General features: G+C 65.1%; 16 protein-coding genes. 6 read left to right on the forward strand and 10 right to left on the reverse strand.

Annotation, left to right across the window (positions count from 1 at the left end; all coding sequences use genetic code 11):
- Positions 1-91: 91 nt before the first annotated feature.
- Together ACN0YF_RS02060 and ftsE are read right to left on the reverse strand one after the other, a co-directional pair.
- Complete coding sequence (locus ACN0YF_RS02060) at positions 92-997, reverse strand: cell division protein FtsX (RefSeq protein ID WP_417493137.1); 906 nt, start codon at positions 995-997, stop codon at positions 92-94.
- On the reverse strand, positions 990-1,787 hold the full coding sequence (gene ftsE, locus ACN0YF_RS02065) for a cell division ATP-binding protein FtsE (protein WP_417493191.1): 798 nt from the start codon (positions 1,785-1,787) through the stop codon (positions 990-992). Before ftsE ends, ACN0YF_RS02060 begins: the two co-directional genes overlap by 8 nt.
- Positions 1,788-1,837: 50 nt before the next feature.
- Here ftsE and ACN0YF_RS02070 point away from each other — a divergent pair, with 50 nt between their 5' ends.
- Positions 1,838-2,641 (forward strand): MJ0042-type zinc finger domain-containing protein, encoded by an 804-nt coding sequence (locus tag ACN0YF_RS02070; RefSeq protein ID WP_417493138.1) that lies wholly within the window; start codon positions 1,838-1,840, stop codon positions 2,639-2,641.
- A gap of 25 nt (positions 2,642-2,666) precedes the next feature.
- Here the strand turns inward: ACN0YF_RS02070 and ACN0YF_RS02075 are convergent, their stop codons facing one another.
- The 3 genes from ACN0YF_RS02075 to argH all read right to left on the reverse strand — a co-directional run bounded on the left by ACN0YF_RS02075 (position 2,667) and on the right by argH (position 6,892).
- On the reverse strand, positions 2,667-5,210 hold the full coding sequence (locus tag ACN0YF_RS02075; protein ID WP_417493139.1) for a DUF4175 domain-containing protein: 2,544 nt from the start codon (positions 5,208-5,210) through the stop codon (positions 2,667-2,669).
- Positions 5,211-5,294: 84 nt separating this feature from the next.
- Entirely contained in the window at positions 5,295-5,468 is a 174-nt protein-coding gene (gene lptM / locus ACN0YF_RS02080; protein WP_417493140.1) for an LPS translocon maturation chaperone LptM, read from the reverse strand.
- 8 nt (positions 5,469-5,476) lie between these two features.
- On the reverse strand, positions 5,477-6,892 hold the full coding sequence (gene argH, locus ACN0YF_RS02085) for an argininosuccinate lyase (protein WP_417493141.1): 1,416 nt from the start codon (positions 6,890-6,892) through the stop codon (positions 5,477-5,479).
- 27 nt (positions 6,893-6,919) lie between these two features.
- Here argH and ACN0YF_RS02090 point away from each other — a divergent pair, with 27 nt between their 5' ends.
- The 4 genes from ACN0YF_RS02090 to ACN0YF_RS02105 all read left to right on the forward strand — a co-directional run bounded on the left by ACN0YF_RS02090 (position 6,920) and on the right by ACN0YF_RS02105 (position 10,779).
- A complete protein-coding gene (locus ACN0YF_RS02090) occupies positions 6,920-7,504 on the forward strand; it encodes a TlpA family protein disulfide reductase (RefSeq protein ID WP_417493142.1) in 585 nt (194 codons plus the stop codon).
- Positions 7,505-7,821: 317 nt separating this feature from the next.
- Complete coding sequence (locus ACN0YF_RS02095) at positions 7,822-8,121, forward strand: hypothetical protein (protein WP_417493143.1); 300 nt, start codon at positions 7,822-7,824, stop codon at positions 8,119-8,121.
- Between the two features lie 44 nt (positions 8,122-8,165).
- A complete protein-coding gene (locus ACN0YF_RS02100; RefSeq protein WP_417493144.1) occupies positions 8,166-9,278 on the forward strand; it encodes a helix-turn-helix transcriptional regulator in 1,113 nt (370 codons plus the stop codon).
- An 88-nt stretch (positions 9,279-9,366) separates the two neighbouring features.
- Complete coding sequence (locus ACN0YF_RS02105) at positions 9,367-10,779, forward strand: amidohydrolase family protein (RefSeq protein ID WP_417493145.1); 1,413 nt, start codon at positions 9,367-9,369, stop codon at positions 10,777-10,779.
- 70 nt (positions 10,780-10,849) lie between these two features.
- On the opposite strand, the gene ACN0YF_RS02110 is transcribed toward ACN0YF_RS02105, so the two are convergent.
- The 4 genes from ACN0YF_RS02110 to ACN0YF_RS02125 all read right to left on the reverse strand — a co-directional run bounded on the left by ACN0YF_RS02110 (position 10,850) and on the right by ACN0YF_RS02125 (position 13,557).
- Positions 10,850-11,779, reverse strand: a complete 930-nt coding sequence (locus ACN0YF_RS02110; RefSeq protein ID WP_417482908.1) for an electron transfer flavoprotein subunit alpha/FixB family protein — start codon at positions 11,777-11,779, stop codon at positions 10,850-10,852.
- A gap of 1 nt (position 11,780) precedes the next feature.
- Positions 11,781-12,530: an electron transfer flavoprotein subunit beta/FixA family protein gene (locus ACN0YF_RS02115; RefSeq protein ID WP_417493146.1), complete on the reverse strand. Its 750-nt coding sequence runs from the start codon at positions 12,528-12,530 to the stop codon at positions 11,781-11,783.
- A 131-nt stretch (positions 12,531-12,661) separates the two neighbouring features.
- A complete protein-coding gene (locus ACN0YF_RS02120; RefSeq protein WP_417493147.1) occupies positions 12,662-13,210 on the reverse strand; it encodes a hypothetical protein in 549 nt (182 codons plus the stop codon).
- Positions 13,207-13,557 (reverse strand): PadR family transcriptional regulator, encoded by a 351-nt coding sequence (locus ACN0YF_RS02125; RefSeq protein WP_417482911.1) that lies wholly within the window; start codon positions 13,555-13,557, stop codon positions 13,207-13,209. The genes ACN0YF_RS02120 and ACN0YF_RS02125 overlap by 4 nt, the downstream gene beginning before the upstream one ends.
- A gap of 112 nt (positions 13,558-13,669) precedes the next feature.
- On the opposite strand from ACN0YF_RS02125, the gene ACN0YF_RS02130 reads away from it, so the two are divergent.
- Positions 13,670-15,184: a serine hydrolase domain-containing protein gene (locus ACN0YF_RS02130; RefSeq protein WP_417493148.1), complete on the forward strand. Its 1,515-nt coding sequence runs from the start codon at positions 13,670-13,672 to the stop codon at positions 15,182-15,184.
- A gap of 56 nt (positions 15,185-15,240) precedes the next feature.
- Here ACN0YF_RS02130 and ACN0YF_RS02135 read toward each other — a convergent pair whose 3' ends face one another.
- On the reverse strand, positions 15,241-15,834 hold the full coding sequence (locus ACN0YF_RS02135) for a YceI family protein (RefSeq protein WP_417482913.1): 594 nt from the start codon (positions 15,832-15,834) through the stop codon (positions 15,241-15,243).
- Positions 15,835-15,992 lie beyond the last annotated feature (158 nt).

Here is a 15,992-nt window from a genome sequence, read left to right on the forward strand (position 1 = left end):
CGCCCTTGCGTGACGGCATGAAAGGTCATGCCCGGGCCGGCGGCAATGCCGGAACACCACTTATTGCTGCGATTGAGGCCGATTTTGGCCATTACCACCGCCCCCGCAAGTCGGCGGCGACAGCGAGCCGGGCCGAAACGGCTGCGGTCAGCCCCGCCAGGAGCGGGGCGAGCAGCAGCAGGGCGAGCTCAAACGGATCCATTGCCCAGTGCGGCAGGAAGAAAGCCATGTCGGCCGGGCCCTGCCCAAGACTGGCGGCGATGGCGACCAGCCCGGCGCAGACGGCACCGGCGATGCCGGCCTTCAGCCCGAGCATGAAGAAACGGCGTTCGAACAGGCCGGCGACGAACCGGTCCTCGGCGCCGCAAATATGCAGGGCATCAATCACATTGATGCGCGCGGCCAGGCTGGCGCGGGCCGCGAAGGCGACCACGGCAGCCGCCGCACCGGCGAGCAGAAGCATCATGGAGAGACCGAGCGTCTGGGCCGTGCGTGCGGCGCGGCGAACCGCGCCGGCCCAACGGCTGTTGTCATCGACCGTGGCGGTGAGACCGGCTGCGTCGAGTGCGGCCTGCAGACCTTCGCCTGGCGCTGGCAGGGCCGGGTCGAGCCGGACCTCCACCATCAGCGGCAGGGGCAGGTCGGCGGGCAGGTTTCCGGTCCCGAGCCAGGGCGCCAGCAGCGCCTCGGCATGCGCCCGGTCGTGGGCTGTCGCAGCGATGATGCCGGGTACGGTGAGGGCGATATTCGCGGCTTCCTCGGCGTCGAGCTGGGCGTCGCGTCCCTCGACGGGCCGGATCTGGATGGTGATGCTGCTCTCCAGATCCGAGGTCCAGCGCTGGGCCTGAAGCCAGGCGCCCCGTGCGCCAAGCGCGGCGATGCAGGCGAGGAAGACCAGGATGGCGGCGACGACGAAAAGTGGCCGGTCGCGCCCCGAGTCCGGCGGCAACAGGGCACCGGACCCTCCGGGCGGTGGCGGGGGAACCCTGTTAGTCATGGCTGTCCGCCTCCGTGCCGTTCGTTTCGGGAGTGGATTCAGCCCCGGCGGTGTCGGCATTGGCCTGCGCCTGGCGCTGGCTGCGCGGCGCACGGATATGCAGATGCCCGTTTGACAGCGACATCACCGGCGCATCGAGCATGCGCACCAGGGAGAGATCATGTGTGGCGATGATGATGGTGGTGCCCAGCTTGTTGAGTTCGGCGAACAGGCGCAGCAGGCGCATGCCCATTTCCGGGTCAACATTGCCCGTCGGTTCGTCGGCAATCAGGATTTCCGGCTGTCCGACCACGGCGCGGGCAATGGCGACGCGCTGTTGTTCACCGCCCGACAGTGTGGCCGGCACGACATCCATTTTTTCTCCCAGCCCGACCCAGGCCAGCAGTTCGGCAACGTCCTCGGCATAGTCCGCGCGCCGTTTTCCGGCGATGCGCAGGGGCAGGGCGACATTGTCGAAAACGCTGAGATGATTGAGCAAACGGAATTCCTGGAAAACCACGCCGATACGCCGTCGCAGCAGGGGCATTTCCTTGCGCGTCAGCCCGGCGGCATCGCGCCCGAAATAGGAAATGCGCCCGCTGGACGGTTTGGCGGCGAGATAGATCAGCCGCAGCAATGATGTCTTGCCGGCTCCGGATGGTCCGGTGAGGAATTGGAAAGAACCGCGTGGTAAATCAAATGAGAGATCGCGCAGGACTTCGGGACCGTGCCCATACCGCATTCCGACATTGTCGAAGCGGATGACCGGTTCTGTGGCGCTGTTGGGCGATTGGGCAAGGCTCGGGTCGATGGAATTTCTCCATGGGCGCGGGTGAAGCGGACAAGGCGTAAGCGACTCAGATGAGCATAGTACTCAGCTGCCCCTCATGTTCTACGCGCTATCGCGCCGATCCGCATGCGATTGGTTTGAATGGCCGGCGTGTGCGCTGCGCATCCTGTTCCCATGTCTGGACCGCTGAAGCCGAAGATCCCTCGGATCTGCCTGCGCTGCAACCAGCTCCGCCAGAGGGCGAGCCCGGGGCGGACAGCAAGCCACACACTGCATTTCGCGAGCGCCAGGCCAAGAAGCGCCGCACCCTGTCTGCCGCCGCCGCCGGTGGTGCCTGGGGCGGGCTGGCGATTGCCTGCGCCCTGTTGCTGACCGCGTCCTGGATGTTCCGGGTTGATATTGTCACCCTGTGGCCGCGGGCGTCCTCGGCCTATGCGGCCATGGGCGCTGAAGTGAACCCCTATGGCTTCACGGTCGGTGAATTGACCGTGACGCGCGACAATGCCCACGGCGTTCCCTTGCTGGTCATTGAGGGCACGATCAGCAATCTCGATCGCCGCGCCCGTACGGTGCCGGCCCTGCGCGCCATCCTGCGCGACGAAGACAGCGAATCCCTGCTCGAGTGGAGCGTGGGGCTTCAGGGCCCCGCGGTTCCCGCCGGCCAGGAACGCGCCTTCCGTACGGTCGTCAGTGATCCGCCACCAGCCTCGGCCCAGGTCGAAGTGGTGCTGGTCGCCGATGCGGCGCCGGTCCATGGCGTGACCCCGGAAGCGGGGCATGACCCGGCCCATGCGGCCGATAACGCGGTTGCCGCCGATGCACATGCGGCCCCGGCCAGCGCCCACGCTGCCCAGCCGGATGCCGGTCACCATTGATTTTTGAGCAGCGTTTGCCGCCGGTCTAGAACCGGTCGAGCAGGCGTTCGATATAGTCGAGCTCGTCCTGGGGGCGGCCGGCTTCTGCTGCGCGCCGGCGCAATTCCTCGAGAATGCTGCGCGCCCGTGCCCGCGCCATTTCATCGGGGATTTCCACGCCACTGCCATCGGCAAACGCGCCCTCCGACGGGCGTCCGAGCGGATCACGCTCTTCCTGGCCCTGGCCGGCCTCACCCTGAGCGTCCTGCATGCGCTCCAGCAGCTCCTGCGCCAATTGTTCGGCACCGGCCCGCAATCCGGCCAGCGCCTCCTCCTGGGCCTCCAGCGCGGCTGCGGCATCGCCTTCACCGAGCGCATCCGCTGCGGCACGCATCGCTTCGCCGGCCTGGGCGAGGGATTCGCTGCCACCATTGGGCAAGGCCTGCTGTGCCTGGCCCAATTGCTCTGCCAGTTCGCCCTGCATCGTCCCGAGCGACTGGGCACTGGCCCCGCCGCCATTCTGGTTCTCGGCCAGGCTTTGGGGCATATTGCCGTCCTGCTGGCCGGTCTGTCCGCCCGATTGCGGTGTTGATGAGCCGCTCGATTCCTGCTCCTGGCCGAGCCCGAAGGTCTGGTCCTGAAGATCGCGCTGGCTGCCGATGACATCGCCGAGTTCCTCAAGCGCGTCCTGGATGGCTTCATTGATCGGATCGTCCTGCTCGCCCTCGCCGGAACCCTGACCCATCTGCATCTGCATATTGCGCAGCAACTCGCTCAATTGCTGCAGCGCCTGACGCGCATCGGCGGTATCGCCCAGCTCGGCGGCCTCACGCAGGGCATCGAGCATTCCCTGCAGCGATGATGTGTCAAGTTCCTGCGCGTTCGGATCCGGTGTCTCGCCGCTGCGGGCAGCCTCAGCGGCCATCGCGGCCATGTAATTGTCCATCGCCTCCTGGAAGGCGTCGAACAGGCCGGCCAGTTCGGTCTCGTCGGCGCCGCGGGCCAGCGCTTCCATCAGGGCGCGTTCAGCCGCGCGCAAGGCAGCCTCGGCGTCGGCGAGCGAGCCGAGCTCGGCGCGCAGCGCGATGTGCCACAGGTCTTCCTGCAGGCCCGCCAGATCGGCCTGTTCGCGCGAGCGGCGCAGGCGTTGCACACTTGCCCGCAGGCCCAGATAGACGACGGCATCGTCGAAGAACCGCGCCGGTGCGTCGGTGATCGCATCAAGGGCGCGGGCGGCGAATTGCAGGCCTTCCGGTGCGCGCTCGATCCGGCGCTCCGGCTCGTCGGCAAGATAGGCCATGCCCGGCGCGACATCTTCGGCATACAGGACCGGCCGCGCCGTCAGCGGGGCATAGGCCTGGTCTGCATTGAGGACATTGCGGCGCTGCTCGGCGACGGCACGGGCCAGGGCGTTGAGGAAAATCCGGTGCGGCAGGGTAATGCCCAGTTCGGGCGAGCGCCCGGTATTGCCGCCAGCATCCCCGGCAGCGACACGGATCGTCACCCGGCTGCCGGCCAGTGGATGCCGCGCGGTTTCCAGCAGGGTGCGCACACCATTTTCGGTGTCCAGCGTCGTGATGCCCGCCGGTGTGATCTCGATGCGTTCCCATTCCGCGTCGGGATCGGTCTCGGGACGTAGCTCGAGCGCATAGGCGGTCGCGCCATAATCATCGACGACGGAGAATTGCAGATCGAGCTCGCCGCTCGAATTGGAGTCGGGCACGGCCAGCAGGCGCACGATCGGCGCCCGGTCGGGAATGACAGTCAGCGTCCAGCTCTGGCGGGTCGGGCCGGCGGCGAGGCGGATATTGGCATCGACGGGCACTGTCAGCCGCGCATCCCAGACACTGTCGCCGATCGAGCTGGCGGTGGCCCGCTCGGAGCCACCGGAATCGCGGCGCGTCAGCGTGGGCGCACGGCGGCTGCCGGCAATACGGCTGACAAAGGTCGAGCCTGCGGGCACTTCAACGGTGCGGGTCTCGGCGGTCAGGAAAATCGGGGCGCGGCCGGTATAGGCGGGCGGGTCGATCCAGGCATCGACGCTGACATCAAGACCACCGACCTGGATCGGGGCCAGGCTGAAGGCTTCGCCGAGACGGTCCTGCGCGGCCGGGCCGGCGAGGAACCAGGAGACACACAGGGCCAGGGCGAGGCTGCCGCGCAGGGCCCAGCGGTCCTGCCGTGCCCATGCGGCCCGGGGGCGGCGGGCTTTGGCGCTCTCGAGACGCCGCGCCATGCGCGCCTGGTGCTCATGCCAGACCTGCAAGGCAACGGGGTCATCGGTCGGCGGGGTGTCGAGCAGGGCCTCATGAGGGCGGGCCGTGATGCCGGAATCCTCCTCGACCCGGCGGGCGAGGTCTTCCACCTGTGGCCAGGCGAAGCGTGCGAGCCCCTTGCGGGTCAGCCAGATCGCGCCGGCCAGGCTGGCGAGCGCATAGATGGCGCGCCAGGGATCGCCGATCACTTCCCAGACGCCCAGCAGAGCGAGCACGGCAAAGCTCACTGCCCAGGCAAGGCCTGGCCAGACCACGGGCACAGCGCGCTCCCACATCAGAGCGCACCATGCGACGATCAGGGACCGACGGTGCATCAGATAAATCTAGCACGCTGCGACGCGCCGGATAGCGCGGTAAGCATTACGTTTTGTTGAAGTGCGCAGCGTGCGGAGACAGCCCTAGTCACCGGTTGGGGCAGCCGCAGGCTCGTCTGCCGTGCCGCCGGGCGCTTCAGCGTCCTGTGGATGGCCCCACATCGGCTCGGGACGTTCCAGATCGCCGCGCAGGCCGCAGGCGCCGAGCACGCTGGTGACAAGGAGGATCAGGGTCAGGCTGGACAGGCGTTTCATCATGCTTTCCTTCATGCCGACAGGCGGGCTTTCCAGGCTTCGACCTGCTCGCGGACCCGCACGGGCGAAGTGCCGCCAAAGCTGGTCCGGCTCTGCATCGAGGCGCGAGCACTCAACACCGAATAGATGCGTTCGTCGAGGCCGGGCTCGACCGATTGCATGGTCTCCAGCGGCAATTGCGCCAGCGGCACGGCCGCAGCTTCCGCAAGGCGGACGATGGAGCCGGAGATGTGATGTGCGTCGCGGAAGGGCTTGCCCAGTTCGCGCACGACGAAATCGGCCAGATCGGTGGCGTCGGAATAGGCTTCGCCGGCGGCTTCTTCCATGGCGTCGCCATAGAAGGTGAGGTCGGCGGCCATGCCGGCCATGGCTGCCAGGGCCAGTTCCAGGTCATCAACGGCCTGGAAGGCGGGCGCCTTGTCTTCCTGCAGGTCCTTCGAATAGGCGAGCGGCAGGCCCTTCACCACAACGAGCAGCCCGGTCAGCGAACCGATAATCCGGCCCGGCTTGGCGCGGACCAGCTCGGCGGCGTCCGGATTGCGTTTTTGCGGCATGATGGAGGAGCCGGTCGACCAGGCGTCCGACAGGGTGGCAAAGCCGAAGCGGCGCGTGCACCAGAGCACGATCTCTTCGGCAAAACGCGACAGGTTGACGGCGCAGATCGCTGCTGCGGCCATCACCTCAAGCGCGAAATCGCGTGCGGCCACGCCGTCGAGGGAGTTGGCCATCGGGCGGTCAAAGCCGAGCGCCTTGGCGGTCATGTCGCGATCGATCGGGAAGGCCGTGCCGGCGAGGGCGGCGCAGCCGAGCGGGCTCTCATTGAGGCGCTTGCGGGCGTCGCGAAAGCGGCCGCGATCACGCTCGGCCAGTTCGACATAGCTGAGCAGGTGATGCGCCAGCGAGACCGGCTGGGCCGTCTGCAGATGGGTGAAGCCGGGCATGACCTGGTCGATATGCTTTTCGGCCTGTTCCACCAGGGCACGCTGATAGGCCTCGAGCCGGGCATCGATACGGTCACAGGCGGCGCGCAGCCAGAGGCGGAAATCGGTCGCGACCTGGTCATTGCGCGAGCGTGCCGTGTGCAGGCGCCCGGCCGGTTCGCCGATAATGTCCTTCAGGCGGGATTCGACATTCATGTGCACGTCTTCGAGCGCCGCCGACCAGGGGAAGTTGCCGGCGCGGATCTCTTCACGCACTTGTGTCAGCCCGCGCTTGATCTCGGCGGCATCGGCGCTTGAAATCACGCCCGTCGCAGCCAACATCTCGGCATGAGCGAGCGAGCCGGCGATATCTTCTTCGGCCATGCGCTGGTCGATATCGATCGAGGCATTGATCGCCTCCATTACCGCCGAAGGACCGGCCGCAAAACGGCCTCCCCACATGGCGCTGGCACTGGATGTTGGTGTCGTTTTGGTGTCGTCTGACATGGATGACCCGCCGATCAGGAGAATGAAATGCAAATAACGCCCATCAAAGCCGGTATTGCGACCATGCTCGTTATCGGACTGATCTGGCTTGTATACGTGTTCATCTCCGGCACGGGCAAGAGTGAAACCGGTACGCTGGACAGCTATGCACGTGGTGAGATGGGGGCTTTCGTCACCCTCGCCGATGCCCCGGCGCAGCCCGCCATGCCCTATACCGACCCGGATGGCGGCGAGCATTATCTCTCCGATTATCGCGGCAAGGTGATCCTGCTCAATCTCTGGGCCACCTGGTGCGGTCCCTGTGTCGAGGAGATGCCGGCCCTCAACCGTCTGCAACAGCAGTTCGGCGGCGAGGCGTTCGATGTCGTCACCATCAGCTTTGACCGCGAGTTTGCGCCCATCACCGAATTCTTCGAGCGTGAGCAGATCGATGCCCTGCCGGCGCTGCGTGATGCCAGCTTCACCAGCCACAATCTTGTCGGTGCGCTCGGCCTGCCGATGTCGATCCTCTATGACGGCCATGGGCGCGAGATCGGCCGCATGCCGGCTCCCGCTGACTGGGACAGCGAAGATGCGCACCGCCTTGTGCAGGCGGCGATCAATCGCGGTTAGGAAAAAGGGGCCGCCCCGAAGGACGGCCCCGAGCGTGTGTTTGCCTCGGAGGGATGCCGGGCTGTGAGACTGATCCGGGGAGGGACAGTTTCGCCGCTTTCTCTACGGGGCCGGCACGACGGATTGATGACAACAGGGCGACGCTTTTACGGCGTGTGCAGACAGGGGTGGCACCGTCTCTCATCCTGGGCGATCGATCCCGGCTGCTGGCCCGCAAGGATGGGGACGACACGGGGGGACAGAATTTCGGACGTGTCGATTTGCGGCCGGTGATCGCAAGGATTGAGGCGAGTGCCGCCGCGGACTAGACAGTCGGGATGGCCCTGCTCGCCCCGATAATCCTCGTCCTGATCCTGGTCTTCCTGGCCCTGCGCTATCGCGCGCGCGATGGGGGGCTGAAGTCCTGCCTTGCGCGTGTCGAACAGGCTCTGCTTGGTGCGGCGGAACATGGCGCGACCATGGAGCTGGCGGAGTCCGATGCCGACAATCTGCGCGAGGCACCGGAACATCTCTTTCGACTGGTCATCCTGGCTATGGATGACGAGACCCCTCGCACGAGAGCGCGAGCGCTCACTGCGATCCGCGAGTATCGCGACTTCCGGGGCTGGAAAGCTTGACCGCCGGAGATTGCCTTCAAACCGGGGGCGGCTAGTCTCTCCTTATGACCCTGTTCGCTGTCAATCTCCTGCAATTTGCCCTGATCGCGGTGGCCGGTCTGGGTGTCGCTCTGACCGTGACCCAGCCGCGATTGCGGGCCGTGTCGGCCGTGCTGGCCATGTCGGCGATCTGGATGGTCTTCAATTTTCTGGAAGAGACGTCGGGCTTTCGCGACATCTGGCTGGTGACGCCGGCCTTCCGCCTGGCCTATCCGCCTCTGCTCTATCTCGTCGTGCGTGGCGTGATGATTGCCGGGCCGGCCCTGCGCTGGCGCGACTGGCCACACGCCCTGCCATTCCTGGCCGCGCTGGCGTTCACGTCGCAGATCGGGCTGGTCGAACACGCCGCCCGGATCAGCCTCTTTGTCTATTCCGCTGCGGCACTCCTGCTGGTCCGCCGTTTTCACCGTGCGACCCGGGACATGCGATCTGATGCGCAGACCATCCAGTTGAACTGGATGGTCGCCTTGATCGCCTTCTACGTCATCGACGGCGTGTTCGATATCCTGCGCATGGACGCGCACTGGCTGCACCCGTACTGGCCCTGGCTGGGAACGTCGTCGGCCTATGTCTTCCAGATCGCCGTGTCGCTGGTCTTCGTGTGTGTGCTGGTCGTTCTGGCCGTTCAGCACACCCGACTGTTTTCGGGCCTCGATGACCGGGTGCTGGACGCTTGGGCCGAAGGGCGTGCGGCGGCTCGATCACTCGATGACGCGGCCCTGGCCGACGCGGCCGCGATCGCCGATTTCAAGCGGGTCGAAACCGCTGTCCGCGATGGGGCGCTCTACACCGAACCCCGGCTGACACGGCAGGAGGTCGCGGTGGCCTCCGGCCTCACCGAACGCGCCGTGACCCTGGCCATCAAGTCGGCGACGGGGCGCAATTTCAATGATTATATCAACTCGCTTCGGATCGAGGATGTTTGCGCGATGATGCAGCAGGATGCCCGGACGGGGACGCGCCAGCGTGTGATTGACCTCGCCTTCACGGCCGGCTTCAGCTCCAAGTCCGTTTTCAACGCGGTCTTCAAGCGCGAGACCGGCCAGACGCCATCGGCCTTCGCCGCTGCCATGGATGTCCCGCCAGCAGGTGCGGAATCCGGTCCGGCCGACACCTGACGCATTCCGCACGTCCGGAATCCGGATATCGGGCGATCCGTCCGGACGCCCGTGATCCTGTCATCCGGTCATCAATCGGGAGACAGACATGCTTCGACTTTCCATGGCCTTCGGGCTTCTCGTCAGTATCGCCGCCGCGTTGCTCGTCGCTTGGGCGCATCAATTGCCGGGGGTGATGCGTCCGGATCGTGAGGCGCCGCGATCCTACCTGATCACCAATGCAAGCCTGCTCGATCCCGCGACCGGGAGTGTTCAGGTGAATGGTCATGTCATGGTGATCGACGGGCGGATCGAGCAAGTCGGGACAGGGCCCTTGCCGGCACGGCCCGACGGTGTCGAGCTGATCGATGCAGGCGGGCGCGTCCTGATGCCGGGCCTGATCGATGTGCATGTCCATGTCTTTGACGAGACGGACCTGGCGGCGGGCCTGGCCCACGGCGTCACGACGGTGCGCAATATGGGCGGCTTTCCCTTTCACCTGCCGCTTGCCTCGCGCATTGAGCGCGGCGAGATCCTCGGACCACGCCTGTTGACGACGGGTGCGATCCTCAATGAGGTTGGCGGTCGCAATGGCAATCTCCTGCACGAGTCGGTCGACGGTGCGGACGAGGCGCGGGCCAGCGTGCGCCGGCAGTACGCGGCCGGTTTCCGCCACCTCAAACTCTACTCGAACCTGTCCCGGGAGAGCTTCGCGGCGATCCGCGACGAGGCGGCCGTTCTGGGCATGACGATGAGCGGGCACCCGGTCGAGGGCATGGAGGCCGATCCGGTCGATTTCGCGGCTTCGCTGGATGCCGGTTTCCAGACGCTCGAACACACCGAGTCGATCATCTGGCATGCGTTGAATGATGAGACTGACCCGCAGGGCGTGCGTCAGCTTGCCAGGCAGATCGCTGCCTCCGGCACGATGATCGACCCGACATTGGTGGTGCATGAAAATCTGGCGCGGATCGTCGAGACCGGGGGGGGGCATATCACCCGCCCCGCCATGGCGAGCTATAATCCGGTGGTCGCCGGGTTTGAGCAGGAGAGTTTCGAATTCTGGTCGCAATACCCGCATGATGACCGCTCGCGCATGCAGGCCTTCTATGTCGAGGTCACCGGCGCCCTGCACGCGGCCGGTGTACGCCTGACAGTCGGGACGGATTCCGGTGTCATGGTCACGCCGCACGGCATCTCGACCGTGCGCGAAATGGAGATACTGGTCGAGGCCGGCCTGACTCCCTCCGAGGCGATCCGCGCCGCGACGCTGAACGGGGCGGAGGCGCTGGGACTGGACGGGCAGATTGGTTGCCTGGCGCCGGGTTGCGCCGCCGACCTAATCCTGGTCGCTGGCGATCCGACGCAGGACATCGCGTGGCTCTACCAGGTCGACGCAGTGATGCGCGATGGGCGCTGGCTTGATTTTGACATGCTCGCGGCTCTCGAAGAGGCGGGACATCATCCCTCATCGCTGCGCACCTGGTGGCGCCTGGGGCAACACCTCCTGGCGATACGCTGACGGCAATCGCCAGAAAAAAGGCCCGGCTGATCCAGCCGGGCCTTTGATCGGTCTGCTTGCGGCGTGATGCCTAGCCCAGGGCTGCATCCAGCTCGGGCAGGGCCACGAACAGGTCTGCCACGAGGCCGTAATCGGCCACCTGGAAGATCGGGGCTTCCTCGTCCTTGTTGATGGCAACAATGACCTTGGAATCCTTCATGCCGGCGAGATGCTGGATCGCACCGGAAATGCCGACCGCGATATAGAGGTCAGGCGCGACGATCTTGCCGGTCTGGCCGACCTGGTAATCATTCGGCACGAAGCCGGCGTCGACGGCAGCGCGCGAGGCGCCGACGGCAGCGCCGAGCTTGTCGGCGATCGAATCCAGCAGGTGGAAATTGTCACCCGACTGCATGCCGCGTCCGCCGGAAATGACGATCTTGGCCGCGGTCAGTTCCGGACGGTCGGACTTGGACATTTCTTCCGAGACAAACTCGGATTTGAACGGGCCGGAAGAGGCCGCCATATTGTCCTGGCTTGCCGAACCACCATCGCCCGCCTTGGCGAAATTGGTCGGGCGCACGGTGATCACCTTCTTGGCGTCTGTGGACTTGACCGTCATCAGCGCATTGCCGGCATAGACCGGGCGCACGAAGGTGTCCGCGCTGACGACTTCGATGATTTCCGAGATCTGCATCACGTCGAGATGGGCGGCGATACGGGGCATGAAATTCTTGCCCGTCGTGGTCGCAGCGGCCAGCACGGCGTCATAATCGCTCATCATCGGGGTGATGAGGGCGTCGAGCGCTTCGGCGGTCGGCTTGGCGAAGACATCGGCTTCGGCGTGGATCACCTTGGCTACGCCATCGATCTTGGCCGCTTCATCGGCCACAGCCTGGGCGCCGGAGCCGGCGACGAGGATATGGATATCCCCGCCCAGGGCCTTGGCGGCGGTGACAACGGCGCGGGTCGCGTCATTGAGCGCTTGATTGTCGTGTTCGGCAAATACGAGAACAGCCATATCAGATCACTCCCGCTTCGTTTTTCAGCTTGTTGACCAGTTCGGCGACGGATTCGACCTTGATGCCGGCCTCGCGCTTCTTCGGTTCGGTCACCTTGACCACTTGCAGACGCGGCGTGAAATCGACGCCGTAATCGGCCGGGGCCTTCATGTCGATCGGCTTGCGCTTGGCCTTCATGATATTCGGCAAGGACGCATAGCGCGGCTCGTTGAGGCGCAGATCGGTGGTGACGATGGCCGGCAATTGCAGCTTCACCGTCTGCAGGCCGCCATCGATCTCGCGGGTGACGCTGGCAGCGCCATCGGCGACTTCGACGACCGAGGCGAAGGTGCCTTGCGGCCAGTCGAGCAGGGCAGCGAGCATCTGGCCGGTCTGATTGCTGTCATCATCGATGGCCTGCTTGCCGAGAATGACGAGCTCCGGCTTTTCTTCCTCGACAATGGCCTTGAGGGTCTTGGCGACACCGAGCGGTTCGACGAGATCATCGGTCTGGACCAGGATGCCGCGGTCGGCGCCCATGGCGAGCGCGGTGCGGATCGTTTCCTGTGCCTGGGTCGGTCCAACCGAGACGACGACGATTTCCGTCGCGATTCCCTTTTCCTTGAGACGGATCGCTTCTTCGACCGCAATCTCGCAGAACGGGTTCATGGACATCTTGACGTTGGCGAGGTCGACACCTGTATGGTCAGGCTTCACGCGGACCTTCACGTTGTAATCAACGACCCGTTTGATGGGGACGAGAATCTTCATGCCGGAGCTCCGAATTTGGACGCGCACGGGGGAGAGCGCACCTTGAAAGGACAGGCGCCGAACCTGCCTATGCCTGCGCTCTAAGTCAATGTGAGGCGGTGGCTGACGTGCGCGTCAAATCACAGCAGGTCTCAATCCTTCATCCAGGCCGAGACCGCGCCTCCGGGCGCAACCGCGAAACGCCACAGCGCGTAGAGGCCGGCCGAGACGAGGGCGCATGTTGTCAGCATGGCCGGGATGAACCAGCCGCCGAGCACTTCCTCGGCGCCGTCCTGCGCTTCGTAGGACAGGGCCCAGTCGCCGCTCGCGAAGTGCCACAGGCCGACGCCCTGCGCATTGAAGACTTCCATCACCGCCATGTGGAGAAAGATCAGCACGAAGATTCCGGCGAGGCCGAGCGCCAGGATTGAGCCGTAGTGGAGGAGAATGGCGGCCGGACGGCGCCAGGCCGGCGGCGCGGCGGGCAGATCGCCATAGCCGGCGATGGCGGCCTGCAGCCGTGTAAACTCGTCACCCTCGGTCAGCTCCGCCATCGCGTCGCGGATATGGGCGGCGGCTTCGGCGCGAAGATCGGCACGCTCGACAGCGTCGAGATCGCGATTGGCCCAGTCGAGACGGCGCTGGAAATCCTGCCACAGGCGGCGCGCCTGCGGCGTCGAGAATGTGAGAAGCCCGGTCATGACGTCACCTCCTGGGCGTCCAGCGCGGCACTCATCGCCGTCCAGATCGCCTTCATTTCGGCGAGCACTTCGGCGCCGAATTGCGTGGTTGTGTAATATTTGCGCGGCGCACCGCTGTCCTCGGCCACCCATTCGGCGGTGACCAGTCCGTCATTCCGCATGCGGGTGAGGACCGGATAGACCGTCCCCTCGGCGAGGTTTTCGAAGCCGGGCACCTGTTTCAGGCTGGCGACGATCTGGTAGCCATAGGCGCGGCCGGCCTGCAGGCGGGCCAGCAGCAGCATCTCGAAATACCCCTTGCGGGCCTGGGAAATCCAGCGTTCGAGCACGCCTGCCTTGTCCGTCATGTCCGCCATCAATGCCTCGCCGATTCGGTATGCCTAATGGTATCCCTTGTGTTCCGTTATAGCAATGTATATAGCAATGCATAGTAGTTGCTATAGCCAAGGAATTTCAAACATGCGAACGCTCAACCTTGTCCGCCTCATCGCCGCTTTGGCGGCGCTGGGCTGGATCGCTTTCATCGCGGCCGAGCTGCGCCCCTTCACCGGCATTGGTCCGGATGCACCCCCGGCAGAGATGGCGGCTGAACTCGACGGTGTGCTCGACCGGGCGATGCAGCGATACTCGATCGCCGGCGTGGCTGCCGGGGCGCTGCGTGATGGCGAGGTCATCTGGTCAGCCCGCCGCGGCATGGCGCGCGAAGACGGCTCGCCCGTCACCGGCCAGACGGCTTTCAATCTCGGTTCGATCTCCAAACCGGTCACGGTCTGGGCCGTCCTGGCCCTGGCCCGCGACGGCCACATCGATCTGGATGCACCGATCCAGTCCTATCTAACCCGCTTCACCCTGCCCGACAGCGAATTCGACGTTTCCGGCGTCACCGTGCGGCGGCTGCTGCAGCATGTCGCCGGCATCAATATCCATGGCTATGGCGGCTACAGCCCGGAAGAAGACCAGCCCGCCGATATCGTCGAGCTGTCTCAGACCTATGAACCGCTCCAGCTGGTGCGCGAGCCGGGCACTGATCCGAGCTATTCTGGCGGCGGCTATGTGATGCTGCAGATGATGATCGAGGATGTCAGCGGGCAGACATTCGACGCCTATGTCCGTCAGCAGGTCTTCGCGCCGCTGGGCATGACGGACAGCGGCTTCGTCGAGGCCGATCTTCCCACCCGTTCGGCGGCGTTCAATTATTATCGCAGCGAGATCACCGATCTGCGCGATGTCGCCCTGGCAGCGGCCGGTGTCTATGTCTCGGGCGATGACATGGAAAACTTCCTTCGCGCCCATCTTGATGGCGGCGGCGTGCTCCCGATGTCATGGCTCGACCAGGCCTTCGCGCCGTCCGAAGGCACGCCCGGTATCGGTATGAGCTATACCCGCACCGAGACGCCGCGCGGGTTGATGATCGGGCATGGCGGCAATAATTCCAGCTGGAATGCCCAGATCTATATCCGGCCGGAAACCGGTGACGGGTTCTATTTCATGACCAATGCGACCTCCGGCGCCCAGCTCGATTTCGATCTCAGCTGCAGCTGGTTGTCGGCGGCGCGCGAGCTGCCCGTGGAGGAAGTCTGCGCCGAGGCCTATGAGCTGACACACCAGATCAGCCTGGCGGCGGCGATTGCCGGCCTGCTCGCAATCCTGATTGCCTATTGGTTGCTGGCCGGTCTTGCCGCCCGGCGGCGGCGCTTCAGCTGTCCGCCTGTCGCGCGTGGCCCGTTGCGCCTGACAGCGCGGCTGGGATCAAGCGCTGTGTTCGCGATCGGGGCGGGTGTTGCCGCCTGGTTCTTCTACACCAATTCGGTGATGTGGCGCACACAGGTCATTCTGATCGACGAGATGCCGGTTGATGAATTCGAGCAGCTCATGCCGGCGGTTCTCGCCGTGCTCATCGGGCTGGCCCTGAGCCTGTGGTCGAGCCCGGTCTTGCGCGCTGCTGGCGCGGGTCCGAATTCCCGGCAGGTCTGATCCAGGCATAGTGCGGCAGACGCGCCGGGCGCGTCTGCCGCATCAGTCTCGGATGCCTATTCGGCCGGGGCAGGAACCGCCATTTCGGTCGAGATGAACAGGTCGATCTCGTCGGAGACGTAGGGGACGGCATAGCCCATATCCCATTGCGAACGCAGCAGCGTGCCGGTGGCCGTGAAGCCGAGCTTGGAGCGGCCATCGCGGGTTTCGCCGCTATTGTTCAGCGTTACTTCGAGGGAGACAGGGTGGGTCTGGCCATTCATGGTCAGATCGCCGGTCATCACGCCGGTCTCGCCATCTTCGGTTTCGAAACTGGTGCCGACAAAATGTGCCGTCGGGCTGACCGCGGTGTCGAAGAAATCGCCGGAATTGAGATGGCCGACGAAGGCCTCGTGATGGGCACCGGCCCAGATGCCGCTGATCAGGTTGAAGGTGATGTCGACGGTCGAATTGGCCGGCGTTTCCAGATCAAGGTCGAGTGTGCCGTCGAAATCGGTGAATTGCAGCGATTGCCGCGAATAACCCTGGTGCACCCAGCTGGCGCTGACCTCGGTATGGCTGAGGTCGAATTCATAGGCGACGGGCTCGGCCTGGGCGCTGGACAGGGCCAGCAGGACGGCGGGGGCGGCGGCAAGAAACATGCGCATCATGTCGGTCAACTCCGGGATGACTTGAAAACAGTTCTCAATACATAGGGCATCGATCCGCGAAATCGAGCCTGCTCGCGGGAAGTTGATGTTTCCGGGCGGGAAACAATAGGGCCTGCCTAGCGTTCGCCGCCGGGAACCCAGAGCACATCGCTGCGGCC

The organism is Maricaulis sp. (assembly GCF_048270265.1).
In the GTDB taxonomy this organism is placed as follows: Bacteria; Pseudomonadota; Alphaproteobacteria; order Caulobacterales; family Maricaulaceae; genus Maricaulis.